Origin of the sequence: Treponema vincentii (genome assembly GCF_010365865.1) — a bacterium.
GTDB lineage: Bacteria > Spirochaetota > Spirochaetia > Treponematales > Treponemataceae > Treponema.
On the sequence record NZ_CP048020.1, the window covers coordinates 1,366,460 to 1,384,380 of the forward strand.

Consider the following 17,921-nt stretch of genomic DNA (forward strand, 5'->3'; position numbering starts at 1 on the left):
CTAAAAAGTGCCGTCTAAAATTATCGCCGACACCTTTTTAGCTCAAGTTTGCGGGGCAAACTTGTCGATTTACGTGTGCGCGTTACGCGCACGGCTAAAACCTTTTTTCGGATGTTGAAACATCCTGCAAAAGTTTTTATAGGAGATATGATGTTATTGGAAGAATATAAACCGCAGATTGCAGCACTTAAGGCCGATGTCGATGAAATCTGGAGGCGTCTTTGACTCCGAAGCGGTAAAAAAACGGATTGCGGAAAAAGAAGCTATCGCGGGGCAAGAAGGTTTTTGGAACGATCCTAAAAATGCCGAAAAACTCTTGTCGGAAATCAAAAAGCTGAAAAACCGTATCGAGCCGTGGGAAACACTCATTGCCGATATCGACGATCTGCAAGCCCTCTATGAACTTACCCAAGAGGCGGGGGAGGAGGATAATGCAGATTCCATTCAAGAAATCGATACGTCGCTCACAAACCTTCAAGAACGGTTTGAAAAGCTCAATACGCTGGCACTCCTTTCCGATGAGGTCGACGGAAATGACGCCTTCTTGACCGTTCATGCAGGGGCAGGCGGCACCGAAGCGTGTGATTGGGCGCGGATGTTAACCCGTATGTATCTCCGCTGGGCGGAGCGCCGCGGGTTTACTATCGAAACGCTTGATGAGCTGGAAGCCGATGAAGGTTTAAAATCCATTACCCTACAGATACGCGGCGACTATGCTTACGGCTTTTTAAAGGCAGAAACCGGTGTACATCGGCTTATCCGTATCAGCCCGTTTGATGCGAATGCCCGCAGACATACTTCTTTTTCTTCCGTCTATGTATTCCCCGTGCTGGACGATACCATCGAGGTAAATATCAGACCGGAGGATTTACGGGTGGATACCTACCGCGCGGGCGGTGCCGGAGGACAGCATGTTAATAAAACCGACTCTGCAGTACGGCTGACGCATCTGCCTACCGGTATTGTCGTAGCGTGCCAAAACGAACGAAGCCAAATCTCTAATCGGGCAACGGCAATGAGTATGCTCAAGGCACGACTTTACGAATACTACCGCAACGAGAAAGAAAAAGAGAATGCGAAATTCGCTACCGAGAAAAAAGGAATTTCGTGGGGAAATCAGATCAGATCATACATCTTTCAGCCCTATACGATGGTAAAAGATCATCGTACAAAACATGAAACGGGCAATATTCAAGCTGTTATGGACGGCGATATAGACGGTTTTATCGAAGACTTTTTAAAAAAACAATGGGCAAATCAGCTTATGGATGAGGACAGCCCAGAATGAAGGTAAAACGGGTGTGCGTTGCGCTGATTGCGATAGTAATTGCATCCTATGGTACTGCGCAAACAAATGGGGAAATTCCTACATGGTCAATTACAGCATCAAAATTTACGCTTACCGATGTGCCTGAATTGTATGCGTCGTACTCGACTGCATTGCCTACAATGCTCAACCTTTTTTGTGCGGTACCTACAAGCAGAGTTGTGACTCCCGAAGAAAAAAAGGCACGACAGCTCATAGATTATGCTGCAAAAAAACTTATGCTTATTCGTGAGCGAGTATCATTAATCGCAGAACGGGATTCGTTGTACCTTGCTGTCATGCCCGAGAAGGAGAAGCTGAAGCAAGCGGTCGCATTCAACAAGAAAATAACTGCGAAGGAAATTGATATCCAAAAAGCCCAAGAGAAAATTGATGCATTACTGAACGATACTTCTTTTACTGCCGAAACGCTCCCGGTTACGATATGGAAGGACGGTCAACAGTTGTTTGAGCTCCCTGAATATGCGAATATTCCGCAAACGCTCAAAGTTGAGAATATCTCAGCAGTTATTAACGGATCGATACAGGATTTGGCGGGGTATATGTATGTGTCTGTTGTGTTGACAACCGGTTTGCCGGGTATGCCCGATTATCGGTTCAGCGAAGCGGGGCCATATCAGTCAATCGAAGCAATTGCTCGTTCATTAGCGGCACAAATTATGACGGCGGTAAAAAATACTCAGCCTGCAAAGGTTTTGCTTACTGTCGAACCGGAAAATGCAGAAGTGTATTTAGACAGCGAACCACTGGAAACTGGGAAAAAGTCTATTTATATGTATGAAGGAAGCCATCGGCTGGAAGCGCTTGCTGACGGTTACGATTCAGCCGGTCAAACTATTGAGGTTCAAGCAGGACAAAACTATTTGTTGAACATAAAATTAAAAAAGGAAAAAATTATTTCCGTCGGGTTTCAGTTTATAACACCCAATGCAGATGTGTTTTTACATACACAGTATTTTGCCGGTGCACCATTTCAAACTGATATTCCGGTAGGTAAAAATACCGCTATCAGTTTTTCTTATGGAGACGTAAAAACCTATATTGTACTTCGGCCTCATGATTTTATGCAGCAAGGACAGACAATCTATCAGTTGCAAGCTACACTCAATAAAGAAAAGACCAAAACCTTGGTTGATCGGCGGCGGAATGTCTTGTACTGGTCGCTCGGCGCCTTTTACGTGTCGCTTCCTATTTTTATGATTTTGCAGGGACTTACTGCGGATATGGCTTCCGCCGCTGCGGATTCCCGTTTGGGAAGTGATACAACAGTACGAAATAAATATCGTGCACTGTTTATCAGTACTGCGGTTATGCAGGGAATAACAATCGGTTTAGGTATTAACTATGTGGTACAACTTGGACTGTATCTGTATGCCGCCGACCAAAGTATCCCAAAAGAGGCACGTAAATTATAACCGGATAAGCAGTGATACTATCACGCTTTGTCGGAATATCGGATATACTGGAGAGAAATATGGCTAAAAGAAGTTTTTCCGAAGGCTTAAAGAAACTGTTCGGCATTCATTCCAAATTGGACGATTCTTTTTTTGAAAGTGTTACCGATACTTTGGTAGAAGGCGATATCGGTGCTCAATTTGCATTCGAGATTGAAGACATGCTTCGTGCAGAATGTAAAAAACGGAAGGTTGAACAGCAAGAACAAGTATTGCAAATTTTATACGATATTTTGCTTCCTTTTTTGCCGGTCGTCTCTTTTACGCCGGAGAAAGATAAAACCTCCGTGTATTTGCTACTGGGGGTGAATGGAGTAGGGAAGACCACGACAGCGGCAAAGCTTGCTCAGTATTATAAGCCTCGCTTTGAAGCGCCGATCATACTTGCCGCTGCGGATACTTTTAGGGCCGCTGCGATAGAACAGCTTGAATATCACGGCAAACAGCTTGGAGTGCGGGTTATTGCACATCAGTACGGCGGAGATCCGGGAGCGGTTATCTTTGATGCGGCACAGGCAGCGCGGGCGCAGGGAGGAGGACTTGTCATCGCCGATACCGCAGGGCGACTCCATAATAAGGAAAACCTTGTACGGGAATTGCAAAAGATCAATAGGATTGCCGAATCTAAAACCGATGAGGGATGTTATAAAAAAATACTTGTACTCGATGTAACGGCGGGACAAAGCGGTTTCAGGCAGGCTGAGGTGTTTCACGAGGCGGTCGGTGTCGATGCAGTCATCCTGACAAAATGCGATTCGACGGCAAAGGGTGGTATCGCGCTCAGTGTGGGACGGCAGCTGAATCTGCCGGTCATTTTTACCGGCACCGGAGAAAAATACGGGGACTTTGCCCCTTTCAATGCCGATACCTATCTACGGGAATTTATCGGTATGCCGGTATGAAACGTTTTGCCTTTTGTCTCTTCATTTTAGCGTCTGCATTCCGCCAATTGCCGTTTGGCATTGCTGATGGAATCGAATTAACGGATACTTCGATCGGTACAGTGCCGGGTGGGGCGGTAGACAGTACTCCGGATATTCAGGCAAACTCAGCGCCGATAGATACTACCCAAGCAGAGAAAGTTTCTGCCGAATCTACAAAAGAGCATGAAATGACTTCGACACCTGCTACAACAAGAAAAGAAGCTTCCATGGAACCTGCAAAAAGTGATGAATTTGCTCCGTCGACAGCGGATACAGATGGAAAAACGGTTGATAATGACGGAACCACTGCATCAGCCGTAAAAGACGAGAAAAAAGACGAAAGTGGTGAATCTGCTGATGTAGCTTTTGCCTCTATCCATAGCAAGGGATTGACCGTCGCAGACGGGAACAGATGGTACTACGAGACTTTTGATCGCCAGGGGCGTTCTACCTTTGCGGTACTTTACGAAGATGGTACGGCTATTGAAAAAACAGAGTGGGCATATAAAGGAAAAACCCGTCATCCCACAAAAAAGCAGATACTTCGCGCGGATGGATCGGAGACGTTCCGTTATAACGAGCAGGGAAAAGAGTTGACTATTGAACGATATAAAGGAAAGACATTAACCTCAAAGACGGAAAATGTATATAACAGCGACGGTAAACTAATTGAGCAGACAATTACCGCGGGGAAAAATACCGACAAATCGGTATGGGTGTTTGCCGGAGATAAGGCTGTTTCTCAGACTAAATATCGGAACGGAAAAAACGAACGGCCCTTATCGAACTGGGTAATATTCCTCATATTATACACTTATATGTCGATGACAAAGAAGTATATGCAGGAGAGGAACAATGAAACGTACCGACCTCGCATGGATTTTTTTTGTATTGCGGCGGTTTAATGCCGCAGATACCAAGGGGCGTTCGGCAGTTACCGGAATCCTTTCCGTACTCGGTATTGCTTTCGGAGTTATGGTCTTGATTGTGATCCTTGCCGTGATGAACGGTTTTCAGCGTAGCTTTATCGACACCATCTTACAGGTAAGTTCGGCGCATGTGCAGCTGTACGGCTCCGAAGCGGCACTTGAAAAGGCAAAGGCTGCAGGCGGGTTCCAATCTTTTTCTATATTTTCAGAAACACAAACGGTAATGCAGGGAAATTACGGCAGGCAGCAGCCCGCCATACTGCGCGCTGTGCCCGAAACAATCTTAGGCGATGACCGTGGCTTTGCCGGCGCTATAACAATGATGGAAGGTCGCTTTGACCTCAGTGTGCCGTATTCTGTCGTGCTTGGGTATGAGCTTGCCCGTATGCTTTCGGTTTCTATCGGGGATAAAATTTCACTTCTTGTACTTTCGGGGACTGCTGATACCGATATATTTCCGGAAGATGCGGAATGTACGGTTACCGGTTTAATGAAGACCGGCTATTATGCAATTGATGCAGGGTTTGCCTTTGTGTCAACCGATACCGGCGAACTGCTCTGTGGCAAACAGCAGGAGCTGTCTGCTGCCGTAAAACTTCGAAACTCTGAAGCCGACGGGATCTATATTGCCCACATTTCCACAGCTGTGCCCGAATTGAAAGCCGAATCCTGGCGCACCTATAATCAGGCGTTTTTCGGTGCACTACGCATCGAAAAAAATACGATGTTTATACTTGTGTTTTTAATCTTTGTAGTGGTTACGGTGAATATTTACAACGGGATGCGGCGTTCCATCTATGAGCGGCGGGAAGAGATTTCGGTGCTTGCCTCATTGGGAGCTAAAAAGGAGCATATCCAAGCTCTCTTTATCGCAAACGGTTTTACCATCGGACTTCTGGGTGCTTTAATCGGCTTACTATTGGGGCTGCTGCTTTCCGCCGACATCAATCGGGTATTTCTGCTGGCTGAATATCTGGTAAATACCGTCATTGAAGCGGCAAACATTTTGTTGGAGTATACGTTTTTTACCGGTTTCAGTATTTTCAGTCCTCAGTATTTTTATATTGATTCGGTACCGGTTCGCATTTTTTTTAACGAAGTATTCTTGATATTTTTGTTCGGAGTTTTTTCGGCAAGCTTTGCCGCTTCAATTGCAGCCCGGAAAATTCTTACTCTAAAACCTGCAGAGGTGCTACGCTATGAATAAACCGATTTTAGCACTGACGAACGTCTCAAAGACATTTCAGTCGGAGGCGGATTCAATCCGTATTTTACAAAATTTAGACCTGATAATCGAGTGTCCGGCAAAAATTGCCGTAGTAGGGGAGTCCGGTTCCGGGAAAAGTACCTTTTTGAATATTGTCGGCGGTTTGGAACAGGCTGATTCGGGAGAGATTGTTGCGGGCGGGTACGAATTGCACCGGCTCAATGAAAGCGGATTAACGGACTACCGACGGTTTTATCTCGGTTTTATCTTTCAGTTTCACTACTTGCTGAAGGATTTTACAGCGCTTGAAAATGTAATGCTGCCTGCCCTCATCGCCGGTATGCCGAAAAAAGAGGTAAAAGAGAAGGCTGCTGCGCTTTTGCAGGATGTCAAACTGGAAACACGGCTTCATCATTTCCCTTCTCAACTGTCGGGAGGGGAGCGGCAGCGGGCAGCGGTTGCTCGTGCGCTTATAAATGATCCCTCGCTTATTTTGGCCGATGAACCGACCGGCAACCTTGACCCTGCGAATGCGCACGGGGTTCAAGAGCTGCTCTTTTCGATAGCGGATAAGCATCATAAAACGCTCATCATCGTAACGCATGATCAGGGAATCGCTGCCGATACCGATCTATGCTATCGGCTTGAACAAGGGAAGCTGAATCTCTTATGAATTTTTTACTGGCATGGAAACTGGCGCTGCGGTATCTCGGACTCAACGCAGGTACGGCAGTCTCTAACGCGCGGAAGAGTTTAATCGGCGCCATCTGGGGCATCGGTATCAGTATTATCCCGTTGGTCATCGTGCTTGTGGTGTCAGATGGGATGATAAAGGGGATTACCTCTCGTATGATTGAGCTCGGAAGCGGGCATATACAGATACTCGACCTACGCCCTGCACCGCGCAGTGTACAAACAGCCGCTGATCGGAAGCGAAGCGCTCAAGAAGTTTTTGATTCAATCCGCATGAATACACGTTTGCTACTCACCGGTTCGCGGCAGCAGCAGGAAGGTACCGGCTTACTGATCGGCAAAGTCGGCCGCAGCGGGGGCACGATACGGGCGATAGAGGCGGGCTATTTTACCGGAAATCCTGCTGCACGGAATCTATTAACGGTAGTAGACGGTAATCTTGAGTTTGACGATGCCCGATCAATTCTGCTCGGTAAAAAGATTGCGGAGAAAACCGGTCTTAAAGTTGGAGATAGCTGCTCTCTGCTTACGCTAGTGCCACAGTATACAGGTAATCAGACAAAGCCGAAACTTACTCGTTTTAAGGTTGCCGGTATTCTTTCTTCCGGTTATCAGGAATTAGATGCGTTGTGGATCTTTATCCCGTTGGCATCTGCCGATGCAGTGTTATCGCCTCAGTCCTCGCTGAGCGCTCTTACGGTCAGTATTGCAGATCCTTTCAATGCCACTTTGCTTGCTGATGCGAAAGATGCCATCCAACAATTATTGCCGGCAGGTTTTTCGGTATATACGTGGCAGGATCTAAACCGCTCTCAATTTTATTCATTTCAGACTTCAAAGAATCTTTTGATGTTCATCATGTTTTTGATTCTTCTTGCTGCCTCGGTCAATGTTTCATCGGCAATGGTGATGCTCATCATGGAGCGGCGGAAGGAAATTGCAATTCTTAAAGCGACCGGCGCACATCCGTTTTTTATTACCCTGTCGTTTTTAATTGCAGGTCTCTTTACGGGAGCAGCAGGACTCTGTATCGGCTTAACCGGCGGTATCCTTGCAGCTTTACACATCAATGAACTGTTTACCTTTTTTGAATATGCAATCAATGCGGGACAGACTGCACTTTATTATATGGTGGGAAAAACGGGTGTTCCCCAAACCATCCGCCTCTTAGCACCTGAATACTATTTGGAGTATATCCCTATATCCTTAAATGCGACCGAACTGTATATAATCGCCGCCGGAACGCTTATTTTGTCGGTGATTGTCTGCTTGCTGCCTGCCGTGTATGCAGGTAAAGAAAAGCCCTTGGACAGTATGCGGAAACTGTAAGGGCTGATAATATGCTAATAAAATTCCGGAAATAGAAAAAATTCCAATGCCTATAAATTTTTACCTTGCATCAGATTAAAGAGTCTTTTAAACTTCTCTTTTGCCGCATTGCCGTATCGGGCAGCAAGCTGTTCCAGCGCTAAATCGATGGTTTTCTTTCCCTGCGCTTCCGCATCGGCAATCGAATCGCTTGAGCTCAGCAGTGCTATCGCTTTTTCTATCGCAGGAGAATCGATACCTTCTCGCCGCGCCTGTTCAAAATAAGCGGTAAGAGCTGCAGCATCTTCGGGATGTTTTTCGATATGCAGGATTACAGGCATACTCTTCTTCCCTTCCACAATATCGTCGCCCCGTTTTTTTCCGGCATTTCCCGTGCTGATATTTTTTACATCATCGAGTATTTGAAAGCCGACGCCGGCTTCTGCAAACAGCGCTGCAAAAACGTTGCTTTCTTCATGTTCTTTTCCTGCAGCGCGCATACCGGTATAGGCGGCAAGCGCAGCGAGCGCTCCGGTCTTTAAGCGGATCATCCGCTCATAATCCTGCCGTGAAGGGAAAAACCCCGCCGTCCGATGCCAGTGGATATCGAGTGCCTGTCCTTCGTGCAAAGCACGGATATGTGTGAGCGCCGCAGTATATAAATCGAGCTTTATGTCGGCAGGGGCATGATAGCCTTCAATCGATTGCAATGCCCGAAAGTAAAGCCAGCTGCCCGAATTGAGTGCCGAATCGAGCCCGTAGGCCACGTGAGCGGCAGGTTTTCCGCGGCGCAGTTCGGAATTGTCTTCTATATCATCATGAATAAGGCTTGCCGTATGGATTCCTTCGATAAGCGGCGCAAGCGTGTAAATGTCATCACCGCTGCCCCCTGCAAGCTGATAGGCAAGAACCGCAAGCAGCGGTCTCCAGCGTTTCCCGCCGCCGGACACCAACGAGGCGCACGGAGCGGATAAAAGTGCAATAGGATTTTGTCCCGCAGCGGACTCCGGTACATCGGGTAAAAATGCAGTTCGCAGTGCGCCTTCAATCTTTTCAAGCCGTTGCTTAAATTCATCATTCATACTACTATTATACCTCATATTTTATTGATAGAGAACTACTCTAGCAAAGTGCAAAGGAACAGATGGGAAATCAGTATCGAGAACCGGACTATTGGTCGCGGAAGGCTTTTTCGGAAGGCTATCCTGCGCGGTCGGTCTATAAATTAGAAGAAATGCAAAAGAAATTTAACCTGTTTGGGAAAAATGACAGCGTGCTTGACCTCGGTGCCGCGCCGGGGAGCTGGACAACATTTTTTACTGCGGTTTCTTTCTCCGGAAGGGCGCGTATGTGCAGTGGATTTGCAGCCGCTTTCGGAATCGATACAGGATCCGCGGCTTTCGTTTTTCCAAGGAGATCTGACAGCGGCGGCCATGGCTGCTGCTGTAAAAAACTGCGGCCCCTACCGTTCCGTTATCTGCGACGCGGCGCCCGCCACCACCGGTAATAAAATCGTCGATACCGCCCGCTCCGCCGCCCTTGTCGATATGGCGCTTTACTATGCCGAAACGCAGCTTGAAGCTCACGGCAGCTTTGTTGTTAAAATCTTTCAAGGCGGCAGCGAACAGCAGTACCTACAGCAGATGCGGAAGCTATTTAAAACCGCCCGAGCTTTTAAACCGGAAGCATGCCGTAGCAGCAGCTTCGAAACCTACCTGCTCGGCCTAGACTTTAAAAACCGTGGGTAAGTTCTCGTAGGACAACCGCAGTACAAGTATTTTAAGCGGTTGTCTTCCTCCTGTACGAAATTTCATAGGTATAAGGTGAGCGTCTACAATGATGCCTTCATCAACTGATGAACATCCCTGTCCATCAGTTGATGACGAATTTTGGCAAAGCCAAAATATCGCTTCTGCTCTAACCACCGCCGTCCGTGGCGGATGTATTAACCGTCAAGTTTTCTTTCGAAAACTTGCGCATTGATGTGTGCGCTTTTCGCGCACGAATGCAACAGTTTCCAAAATTCATATTTTGTTCAACTGTTGCATTTTAAGGAAATAAAATTTCGTACATCTTTTTTTGGCAGATGGGTAAACGCATCAGATAAATAGATAAGAATCGCAAAATCACGAGGTTTTTTAAAAACAAACTCTTCATTGGCCTTTTGAAATAGACGGTATAGATACGAGGCGCGAGCACAAATTAACCGCAGGCACGACAAAGAATAAACGTCCGTGTTCATTCTTTGTCTGCTAGTTCGCATTGCGAACTAGATTCCGCTCGAAACCACTGCCATCCTTGGCAGTTCTGACACGTTGAGGATTTTTCAGTAGCGGCACGGATGCCGCTGGTTATATCAGAAGCGATGTTTCAGCGATGCTGAAACTCGCTGCCAAAAGTGTACAAGGATGTACACTTTTGGCAAGGCAACGAAGTAGATGTACCGGCTATTTCAAAAGGTATCTGATGCGTTTAACTTTGAAGTTCTCGATTATTTCCTTGACAATACCTACAACTAGCCCTTACAATATATAATATAGAATACTTTTTAACATCTTATGAGGAGCTTCGTGATGGGAATTGGAACAGAGAACATAAGAACGATTGCGATTGCAGGGCACGGGCAGTCCGGCAAAACAACACTTATTGAAAATCTTGCGGCAGTAACGGGTACAATTGCACGGGCGGAGCCGGTTGCAGGCGGTAAAACGGTTAGCGACTACACCCCCGAAGAAATAGAGCGAAAAATTTCGATATATTCGGCGCTGGTATCAACAAATTGGAATGATACGGTGATCAATTTCTGGGATACTCCCGGCTCTTCGGACTTTATGGGCGAAGTTATCGCGGCTTTCCGGTCGGCAGAAACGGGTTTAATGGTACTCGATGCAAAATCGGGAGTGCAGATTGAAACCATCAAATACTGGCGAGACCTTGACCGCCGAAATAAACCCCGCTTGGTTTTTGTCAATAAGATGGACGAAGACCGCGCCGACTTTAATCATGCGATGCAGGATGTCAAAACCCAATTCAACGCTGATGTATTTGCCGTTACCTTTCCGATCGGAAAAGGTAACGATCTTGCAGGGATCGTCGATGTCCTGCACGGTGTTGCTTATCAAACAGATTCAAACGGTAAAGAAAAGGAAATACCTATTCCCGATTCGGAAAAAAAGCGATACGAAGAAATGCGCGAGGTACTTGCAGGAGCTGCAGCGGAAGGCGACGAAGATTTATTGGTAAAATTTATCGACGAAGGTGAACTCAGCAGTGACGAAATTGCGAAGGGGCTCACGCTCGCGATGAAGAACAATAGAATTGTGCCGATTTTTGCCGGAGCCGCACAAATGGGACTCGGTTTAACAGCGCTTTTACGCTTTATCACGGAGATTTTACCCTCTCCGGCCGGTTGTTTGGAACGTGCGGTAAAAGGCGAAGAGGAGTGTACCGTCAAAATCGATCCGGAGCCCGCATTCTCCGGCTTTATCGTTAAAACTGCAAACGACCAGTTTTCAGGGCGGCTTTCGTACATCAAAGTTATTACCGGCACGCTCGTGTCGGATGCAGAAGTATATAACATTAACGAACAAAAGAAAGAGCGAGTCGGTAAGTTATATCGCGCTGTTGGAAAGAAACTGACCGAAGTAAAAGAACTTGTAGCCGGAGATGTCGGCGTTGCGGTTAAACTCGCGGCAGCAAAAACCAACGATACCCTTGCCGCCTCTCAAGATTGCCCGCCGTTTGTAAAACTGCGCAATCCCGATCCTATCTATTCAATTGCAGTTGCAGCCGTCGATAAGAAAAATGACGACAAACTCGGCGAGCAGTTACTCCGCGCCTGCGAGGAAGACATGACGCTCTCTTTTGTCTACAACCCTGAAACAAAGCAGAATGTATTTTCCGGCATGGGAGACTTGCATACCTCCATTGTGCTTGACCGCATCAAAAAACAGACAAAGATTGAAGTACAAACCTCCATCCCCCGCATTGCCTATCGTGAAACCATCCGGCAAAAAGCACAGGCGGAATATACGCATAAAAAACAGTCGGGCGGACACGGACAGTTCGGACGGGTCGTCTTGGCAATTGAACCGTTGGAGCGCGGCGCAAAGTACAGCTTTACCAATGCGGTATTCGGCGGTGCGATTTCCAAGGGCTACATTCCCGGTGTTGAAAAGGGTGTAAAAGAAGCAATGGAAAACGGCGTCATGGCGGGCTATCCCGTTGTCGATGTCGGTACGACAGTGTTAGACGGTAAAGAGCATCCGGTAGATTCATCGGAAATGGCCTTTAAGATCGCCGCCCGAAACGCATTTAAAAATGCAATGCGCAATGCAGGTCCCATCCTTCTGGAACCGATTATGAATTTGACGGTCTATGTGGAAACGGCCTACCTCGGCGATATTATGAGTGATCTATCTTCACGCCGCGGACGCATTCTCGGACAGTCTCAACTTGCAAACGGTATTGAAGAAATCCGTGCACAGGTACCGCATAAAGAACTGCTCCGTTACGCTATCGATTTACGGTCGATGACCAGCGGTACCGGCTCTTTCGAAATGTCGTTTGATCATTACGACCCGATATCCGGTAAAATTGCCGATGAAGTAGTTGCCGCTGCCAAGGCATTTATCGAAGAACAAGAGGAGTAATATTTCTAGCTGTAATACTTAAAATTAAGTCATTGATATATAAAAACTTAATTTTAAGTTTGTTGAGGATGTTCTGAAAGATAGAAACTTTTGGGACATCCCCGTTTCCACCATATAAAAAAGTTGGCACATATACACAGAAAGGAGAATATTATGGCAGAAACAACAGCAAGTCCGGAGTATCAAGATCCCCCTAAACAAATTCTTATTCTCGATTTATGTACTAATCTCGGATGGATAGCAGCTAATTTTATTACTTCACCTTTTATCGGCAGTACCGGTAGTTTAAACGGTGTTATCAGGACAAAAGCTTTCATTATCGGTTTAATTCTTGCGTTCATCAATCCTGTTATAAAACAACACCTATTATTTCCGTCGATCATTAATTGGAAGGAAAATCCTCATAAGGCAAAAAAATGCATTACACTCTATGAACAATTATTACTGATATTTCCGGTTCTTATAGCGATTACTGTTCCGTTCTTTATTTCGCTTGAAATGGGTTTGCTGCAAAGCACTGGAATCTTTTTATCCGCGATGTTCAGCACAATCGGTAATATCTTATTAATCGGTGGTTTATTCTGCGCATATACGGTAAGGAGTTTTGAAAAATGGGTTCTATTCGTACCGGTCGATGAGGAAAGCCTTACGCTCTCTATGTTGAAACGAGTAGTATTCGTAAGCATCGCATGTATTGTAGCAATCGTTCTACTCGTCCTTTCACCACTTGTACGATATCAACAACATGATACCCATGTTAAGTTGATTACCGCAGCTTTACCTCTTTTTATATATGGCTTATTTTTTTCAGTATTTAATTTGCTAACAATTATACGCTCATTTGGAAGAAGAATATCGCTGATTCAACAAATTGTTAGGAAATTGGCAAACGGAGATTACCGACAAGAGATGCTTACGGCATGGACACGGGATGAAATATCTCTTTTACTATTGGACTTTAATAGATTGCTCTCATTTAATAAGACTTTCTTAAACGAGCTGAATGAAAGTGTTGCCGTTTCAACCCACACAGCGGAAGCGCTTTCTTCTAACATGAAGATAACCTCTAAAGCCGCCGAGAAAATCGGTGAAAGCGTATCTTTTGTGCGGGAGCGTATCAAAGAGCAGTCGAGCGGCGTTTTAGAGATGCAGGAAAACTTGCAGCAAGCGATAGAAAATATCGAAGATCTTGATAACAGTATTGAAACACAATCAACTTCCATCGGTCAAGTGGTTTTTGTTATTGAACGAATGGTTTTCGATATTCAATCGGTTACCCATACGATAGAAAATACCGTCGATTCGATTAAGCATTTAAATAGCGCAGCCGATGCCGGTAATGCAGCGGTCTCGAACGCCCATACAATTGTGAAAAATATTAGCGATCAATCCGAAGGATTACTGGAAGCAAGTAACGTCATTCAGCATATTGCAAGCCAAACCAATTTACTTGCAATGAATGCTGCTATCGAGGCTGCTCATGCGGGGGATGTTGGTAAGGGGTTTGCAGTTGTCGCCGACGAAATCAGGAAACTTGCCGAGGAATCAAGTACGCAAGGGAAGACTATTACTGCGGTGTTAAAAACACTGAAGGAAAAAATTGAAGCATTGAATTCGGTTGCGGAAGAAACTGCTATTCAGTTTGCAGAAATTATGCGGCAGCTCTCGACGGTTAATAGCGGCAGTAATACCATTATGGAATCGGTAACGAAACAAAATGACGGTAATACGCAAGTGCTTGAATCCGTTAAAGAAGTCAATGCTATAACGGCGCGGGTTAAGGAGAGCTCCTTACAAATACGCTCGGGTAATACGGAAGTCGGTAAAGAGATGGCAAGGTTGGTAGAAATTACTCAAAATATTGATAACACGATCAGCAGTGTAAGCGGTGACACGGAACAGATTAGAAAAGTTATCGATGAGGTAAGCGATAGCAGTGCGCGGAATCGAAAAGCTGCGCAGAATGTCATGAAGTATCTAAATCAGCTTTCGCTGTAATTTTAAAAGATACATAGGGAGTTTCTATTGCACACGCATAATGGAAAATGTGCTTGAGAAGCTCCCCGCTTCATTAGTATAAAAGCAGTCAAATTAACGGAAGAGACTGTTTGCCGATACGTTTATCGCAAAAAAAAGACAAACAGTACGATTATAAAAATACCGAATAGGATAAGGCAGATTCCGAGTAGTACGGCGAGCCCTCTGCCGGCCTCTTCATTGACACGACTCACTCGGGTTTCGGGATCTACAAGAACTCCGAGTCCCCATATCATACACCCGATACCGAAGCTGACCATTTGCAGATCCAATACACCGTCCGGTACTCCCAATATTTTTGTGATTGGTATTTCCAAAAAAGACATAACCACAATCGAAAAAATGTAGATAATCAGTCCCGTAATCTTGAGTCCTGTCCCTATCGTATGTCTTGTGCGTGTGGTTTTTTTCATACTAAAAACTTATTTCCAAAATCCTAATATTTCAAAATCTTCACAGTTAAATGCGGTAATTTTATCCCAATCTCTTTTTAAGATGATATCATCGACTTGTGCCGCTGTATATAATTCATCTAATGACTTGTAATTATATTCTCCGCTTGATTTTTTATCATTACTGCCGCATCTCTGAAAGGAGCAATGGTCTTTGTAGATAATAATCATATACTCTTCGGGGTTATCTGCAAAAAATATGTGTAATTCGGCTTCGCAGTGGTACTCATCTATGCTTTTTAATAATAAGGTTTTAATCTCTTCAAAAGTAAATTCAGCCGCACTGTTTGTTTTTTCAATCCACACAATATTTTCTTTTGAGTTTTCCGCTATTATTTTACATTCTTCTACCGTGTCAAAAAAATAATCACTAACTGTGTTGAATTTTTCATCACAGAAAAACAAATAAAAACCTTGCTCATTTGCATAACTGCAAATTGCAAGATGTTTTATATCGAGAGTTTTCTTTCCGTCATTGCAGTCGACGGTACCAAAATCATCTTTTTTTGTATAGTATTTAACCTTTGCACCGTCTAAATAATTTGGGAACACTTTTTACCCCTATTAACTATATTATGTGTTGTCTATTCAAATCCCATTAAAAGACCATACATTTCGTCTTTTACAGTCTTTGATTTCTCCAAGTCTTTTTCTGAAAGCTTTTGAGCAGTTTTTGAAAGTACATATATGCAGTCGATACAAATTTCAAATGCTCTCATCGGTACAGCTCCATTTTTCTTCCATTGCTTAAATCTTTCATTTAATTTTTCAAAGAATATATTAATAAGTCTTCATCAAAAAATCCGTTTTTCTGTTTAGACACAAACCGAATGTATGTTTCCCTTAATTCCATTCATCATACCATTTGTTTATGCCCTTCTTTTAGCGACGCTTTTTTCATTTTTATTTAAACACACCATAAATAAAAATACCTCCGACAATAGCAAAGAAAATACCGCCTACAAAACCTATTATGCGGGCAACAGGACGGCCAAAATAACGACTTATCTGTCCCATTCCCCATTTACTTTGATAGTGAGCGTCCGGCGCATACAGCCAATCCCAATCTCTGATGGCGCCTATAATGAGGCAAACTCCGAAAACAAAAACCACAACCGCTATTATTTTTCCGAAAATAGCAGGATTATTTTTTATCCATTGCTCAATACGCTCGTCCATAGTTTACCACCTCCTCTTGTCCCATTTTTCTAAAGATTATTGAATAATTTCTAAACCATGTAAATATGCAAATTTGATTAAACTTGCACCGTAAAAGTCTTCAAAATGCAAATCGATGTTTTCTTTTGGAATTTCTTTTAATGAGTTATAAAACGAAATATATTTTTTCTTTAACTTATTTTCTTTGATAACTTTATTAAAGTATCTTTCAGCCGGCTCTTTACCGCCAAAATAGTAGATATAGTAGAGCAAAGCATACCCTTTTAATGAGCCGTTTAAAATTCTTTCGATATTTTTATTTGTATCTTCAAAGTCTGCAAATAAAGGCATAATGTGTTTATGTAATAATCCCGTAATTTGCGTTACGGTATCTTTATAGCTTGCTCCGGCCAACTGCCACCAAGCACCCGTTTTTCTTCCGGCTAAAGAACTAAGCTCTCCGCCGTAAATAATTCCCTCACCGGTTTTTCCTGCTTTTTTCATAGCCTTTGAATAAATGTTGATATGCGGGATAAACTCAACATTAGATTCACAATTGTATTTATTAGCTTGAAAATATATTTCAAAGATAATGTCTTTGTTATTTGCAATTTTTCGTAAAGTCTTTCCTTTACCTAACACTTTAAAGTCAGGGAAATTGCGTGCTATTTCTTGCCATGCTTTTTCGCAAAGTTCTCTTGGTTTCATAACTTCCTCCTAAAAACTCATTTTCGTCATCTTTTTTTTGTATAGTATTTAATCTTTGAACCGTCTAAATAATTTGGGAACACTTTTAACCCCTATTAACTATATTATATAAGTCTTCATCAAAAAATCCGTTTTTCTGTTTAGACACAAACCGAATGTATGCTTCTCTTAATTCCTCTTCTTGTTCCGTCTTTTCATTTTGGAGAACTGATTTTTCATATTTATTCTCACTATTAAGATAATATTGTTTTTGTATTTCTTCTTTTTTTCTACCTTGAAGATAACCTATATTCCTCAAAATTTCTTGACTACAATCCAAATCAAACACATCTACCCAAGCATTTTGATTTTTGACATGCCCATACAATGTTGGGTTTCCACCCGCCAATGTTCCACCAAAGGCTAAAAAAGAAAACAAAAAACGCCTCGATTGAAACGCGTGTGAATTATATAATTTCACCTATTTCTAAGAATACAACATTTTCATAATTGTTGTTTTTACAAAACTCTTTTACTCGTTCTGTACACAATAAAAAACCAGAGTTTGTAAGGGTAAAGAAGTCAAAGTCGCCGATTACATCAGAACTAAAAAACAATCCTTTTCCTTGCTCTCTTGGAATAATGACATCGCCTCTTAAATCTGCAACTCCTATTATTTCTTCTATCCCCCGTTCACTCCTTATTATCGTACTTTGAGGAAGACAGTCGAAACTTATCGGACTAAAAAAAGCGGTTAAGGGAATAGCTTCCTTGGGTAGCCATTTTAAACGTCTGATTTCTTTTGCGTTTAACTCTTTATCTGTTTTATTGTATCTCAATTCCACACTTTTCAGCTCTTTGAAATTTTCTTTTAACAATTTAAAAATCGAGTCCTTACAGACATTTATCGCATAGCAAAAAACAAAATCACCAATTTTATCTCCACCGCTACACCAATCATCCCACCAAACATCCAAAACATCAACTTCTTTAATGTTTTGTTTATTACTTGGTCGAAGAATGGCAAAACTATCTTTTCCCGCATAGCTCGTTATATTATATATTTTCATTTTTTACACTTCAGTTTATATTTA

At 43.6% G+C, this 17,921-nt stretch carries 17 protein-coding genes and 1 pseudogene; 10 read left to right on the top strand and 8 right to left on the bottom strand.

Annotated features, from left to right (window positions below; genetic code table 11):
- Nucleotides 1-150 precede the first annotated feature (150 nt).
- From prfB to GWP43_RS06445, 7 genes are all read left to right on the top strand, one after another.
- Nucleotides 151-1,288, top strand: a protein-coding gene (gene prfB, locus GWP43_RS06415) for a peptide chain release factor 2 (protein WP_162664778.1) whose coding sequence is annotated in 2 segments (ribosomal slippage) — nucleotides 151-222 and nucleotides 224-1,288 — 1,137 coding nt in all. Because the reading frame shifts where the segments join, the coding sequence is not laid out codon by codon here.
- Nucleotides 1,285-2,742 (top strand): PEGA domain-containing protein, encoded by a 1,458-nt coding sequence (locus GWP43_RS06420; protein WP_162663470.1) that lies wholly within the window; start codon nucleotides 1,285-1,287, stop codon nucleotides 2,740-2,742. Before prfB ends, GWP43_RS06420 begins: the two co-directional genes overlap by 4 nt.
- A gap of 59 nt (nucleotides 2,743-2,801) precedes the next feature.
- Nucleotides 2,802-3,683 carry a signal recognition particle-docking protein FtsY gene (ftsY, locus tag GWP43_RS06425; RefSeq protein WP_162663471.1) on the top strand — a complete coding sequence of 294 codons (882 nt, stop codon included), beginning with the start codon at nucleotides 2,802-2,804 and terminating at the stop codon, nucleotides 3,681-3,683.
- A complete protein-coding gene (locus GWP43_RS06430; RefSeq protein ID WP_230978114.1) occupies nucleotides 3,680-4,609 on the top strand; it encodes a hypothetical protein in 930 nt (309 codons plus the stop codon). Before ftsY ends, GWP43_RS06430 begins: the two co-directional genes overlap by 4 nt.
- On the top strand, nucleotides 4,560-5,840 hold the full coding sequence (locus GWP43_RS06435) for an ABC transporter permease (RefSeq protein WP_162663472.1): 1,281 nt from the start codon (nucleotides 4,560-4,562) through the stop codon (nucleotides 5,838-5,840). Before GWP43_RS06430 ends, GWP43_RS06435 begins: the two co-directional genes overlap by 50 nt.
- A complete protein-coding gene (locus GWP43_RS06440) occupies nucleotides 5,833-6,513 on the top strand; it encodes an ABC transporter ATP-binding protein (protein ID WP_162663473.1) in 681 nt (226 codons plus the stop codon). The genes GWP43_RS06435 and GWP43_RS06440 overlap by 8 nt, the downstream gene beginning before the upstream one ends.
- A complete protein-coding gene (locus GWP43_RS06445; protein WP_162663474.1) occupies nucleotides 6,510-7,862 on the top strand; it encodes an ABC transporter permease in 1,353 nt (450 codons plus the stop codon). The genes GWP43_RS06440 and GWP43_RS06445 overlap by 4 nt, the downstream gene beginning before the upstream one ends.
- Nucleotides 7,863-7,912: 50 nt before the next feature.
- On the opposite strand, the gene GWP43_RS06450 is transcribed toward GWP43_RS06445, so the two are convergent.
- On the bottom strand, nucleotides 7,913-8,923 hold the full coding sequence (locus GWP43_RS06450; RefSeq protein WP_162663475.1) for a polyprenyl synthetase family protein: 1,011 nt from the start codon (nucleotides 8,921-8,923) through the stop codon (nucleotides 7,913-7,915).
- A gap of 152 nt (nucleotides 8,924-9,075) precedes the next feature.
- Here GWP43_RS06450 and GWP43_RS06455 point away from each other — a divergent pair.
- The 3 genes and pseudogenes from GWP43_RS06455 (at nucleotide 9,076) to GWP43_RS06465 (ending at nucleotide 14,491) form a co-directional block, all read left to right on the top strand.
- Nucleotides 9,076-9,589 (top strand): annotated as a pseudogene (locus tag GWP43_RS06455) (SAM-dependent methyltransferase).
- A gap of 825 nt (nucleotides 9,590-10,414) precedes the next feature.
- Entirely contained in the window at nucleotides 10,415-12,493 is a 2,079-nt protein-coding gene (gene fusA, locus GWP43_RS06460; RefSeq protein WP_162663476.1) for an elongation factor G, read from the top strand.
- 153 nt (nucleotides 12,494-12,646) lie between these two features.
- Complete coding sequence (locus GWP43_RS06465) at nucleotides 12,647-14,491, top strand: methyl-accepting chemotaxis protein (RefSeq protein WP_162663477.1); 1,845 nt, start codon at nucleotides 12,647-12,649, stop codon at nucleotides 14,489-14,491.
- 122 nt (nucleotides 14,492-14,613) lie between these two features.
- Here the strand turns inward: GWP43_RS06465 and GWP43_RS06470 are convergent, their stop codons facing one another.
- The 7 genes from GWP43_RS06470 to GWP43_RS06495 all read right to left on the bottom strand — a co-directional run bounded on the left by GWP43_RS06470 (nucleotide 14,614) and on the right by GWP43_RS06495 (nucleotide 17,897).
- Nucleotides 14,614-14,943 (bottom strand): hypothetical protein, encoded by a 330-nt coding sequence (locus GWP43_RS06470; protein ID WP_162663478.1) that lies wholly within the window; start codon nucleotides 14,941-14,943, stop codon nucleotides 14,614-14,616.
- A gap of 9 nt (nucleotides 14,944-14,952) precedes the next feature.
- On the bottom strand, nucleotides 14,953-15,534 hold the full coding sequence (locus GWP43_RS14225) for a hypothetical protein (RefSeq protein ID WP_203232451.1): 582 nt from the start codon (nucleotides 15,532-15,534) through the stop codon (nucleotides 14,953-14,955).
- Between the two features lie 32 nt (nucleotides 15,535-15,566).
- Complete coding sequence (locus tag GWP43_RS15240; protein ID WP_256478600.1) at nucleotides 15,567-15,701, bottom strand: hypothetical protein; 135 nt, start codon at nucleotides 15,699-15,701, stop codon at nucleotides 15,567-15,569.
- 184 nt (nucleotides 15,702-15,885) lie between these two features.
- Nucleotides 15,886-16,161 (bottom strand): Imm17 family immunity protein, encoded by a 276-nt coding sequence (locus GWP43_RS06480; protein ID WP_162663479.1) that lies wholly within the window; start codon nucleotides 16,159-16,161, stop codon nucleotides 15,886-15,888.
- A gap of 36 nt (nucleotides 16,162-16,197) precedes the next feature.
- On the bottom strand, nucleotides 16,198-16,848 hold the full coding sequence (locus GWP43_RS06485; RefSeq protein ID WP_162663480.1) for a DUF4304 domain-containing protein: 651 nt from the start codon (nucleotides 16,846-16,848) through the stop codon (nucleotides 16,198-16,200).
- Nucleotides 16,849-16,933: 85 nt separating this feature from the next.
- Nucleotides 16,934-17,266, bottom strand: coding sequence for a hypothetical protein (locus GWP43_RS06490; protein WP_162663481.1), 333 nt, complete (start codon nucleotides 17,264-17,266; stop codon nucleotides 16,934-16,936).
- Between the two features lie 28 nt (nucleotides 17,267-17,294).
- A complete protein-coding gene (locus GWP43_RS06495) occupies nucleotides 17,295-17,897 on the bottom strand; it encodes a hypothetical protein (protein WP_162663482.1) in 603 nt (200 codons plus the stop codon).
- Nucleotides 17,898-17,921: the final 24 nt, after the last annotated feature.

Excerpts from the sequence above, each read along its gene's own strand:
- GWP43_RS06420 (WP_162663470.1), top strand. The coding sequence starts at position 1,285 with ATGAAGGTAAAACGGGTGTGCGTTGCGCTGATTGCGATAGTAATTGCA.
- ftsY (WP_162663471.1), top strand. The coding sequence starts at position 2,802 with ATGGCTAAAAGAAGTTTTTCCGAAGGCTTAAAGAAACTGTTCGGCATT.
- GWP43_RS06430 (WP_230978114.1), top strand. The coding sequence starts at position 3,680 with ATGAAACGTTTTGCCTTTTGTCTCTTCATTTTAGCGTCTGCATTCCGC.
- GWP43_RS06435 (WP_162663472.1), top strand. The coding sequence starts at position 4,560 with ATGAAACGTACCGACCTCGCATGGATTTTTTTTGTATTGCGGCGGTTT.
- GWP43_RS06440 (WP_162663473.1), top strand. The coding sequence starts at position 5,833 with ATGAATAAACCGATTTTAGCACTGACGAACGTCTCAAAGACATTTCAG.
- GWP43_RS06445 (WP_162663474.1), top strand. The coding sequence starts at position 6,510 with ATGAATTTTTTACTGGCATGGAAACTGGCGCTGCGGTATCTCGGACTC.
- GWP43_RS06450 (WP_162663475.1), bottom strand. The coding sequence starts at position 8,923 with ATGAATGATGAATTTAAGCAACGGCTTGAAAAGATTGAAGGCGCACTG.
- fusA (WP_162663476.1), top strand. The coding sequence starts at position 10,415 with ATGGGAATTGGAACAGAGAACATAAGAACGATTGCGATTGCAGGGCAC.
- GWP43_RS06465 (WP_162663477.1), top strand. The coding sequence starts at position 12,647 with ATGGCAGAAACAACAGCAAGTCCGGAGTATCAAGATCCCCCTAAACAA.
- GWP43_RS06470 (WP_162663478.1), bottom strand. The coding sequence starts at position 14,943 with ATGAAAAAAACCACACGCACAAGACATACGATAGGGACAGGACTCAAG.
- GWP43_RS15240 (WP_256478600.1), bottom strand. The coding sequence starts at position 15,701 with ATGAGAGCATTTGAAATTTGTATCGACTGCATATATGTACTTTCAAAA.
- GWP43_RS06480 (WP_162663479.1), bottom strand. The coding sequence starts at position 16,161 with ATGGACGAGCGTATTGAGCAATGGATAAAAAATAATCCTGCTATTTTC.
- GWP43_RS06485 (WP_162663480.1), bottom strand. The coding sequence starts at position 16,848 with ATGAAACCAAGAGAACTTTGCGAAAAAGCATGGCAAGAAATAGCACGC.
- GWP43_RS06495 (WP_162663482.1), bottom strand. The coding sequence starts at position 17,897 with ATGAAAATATATAATATAACGAGCTATGCGGGAAAAGATAGTTTTGCC.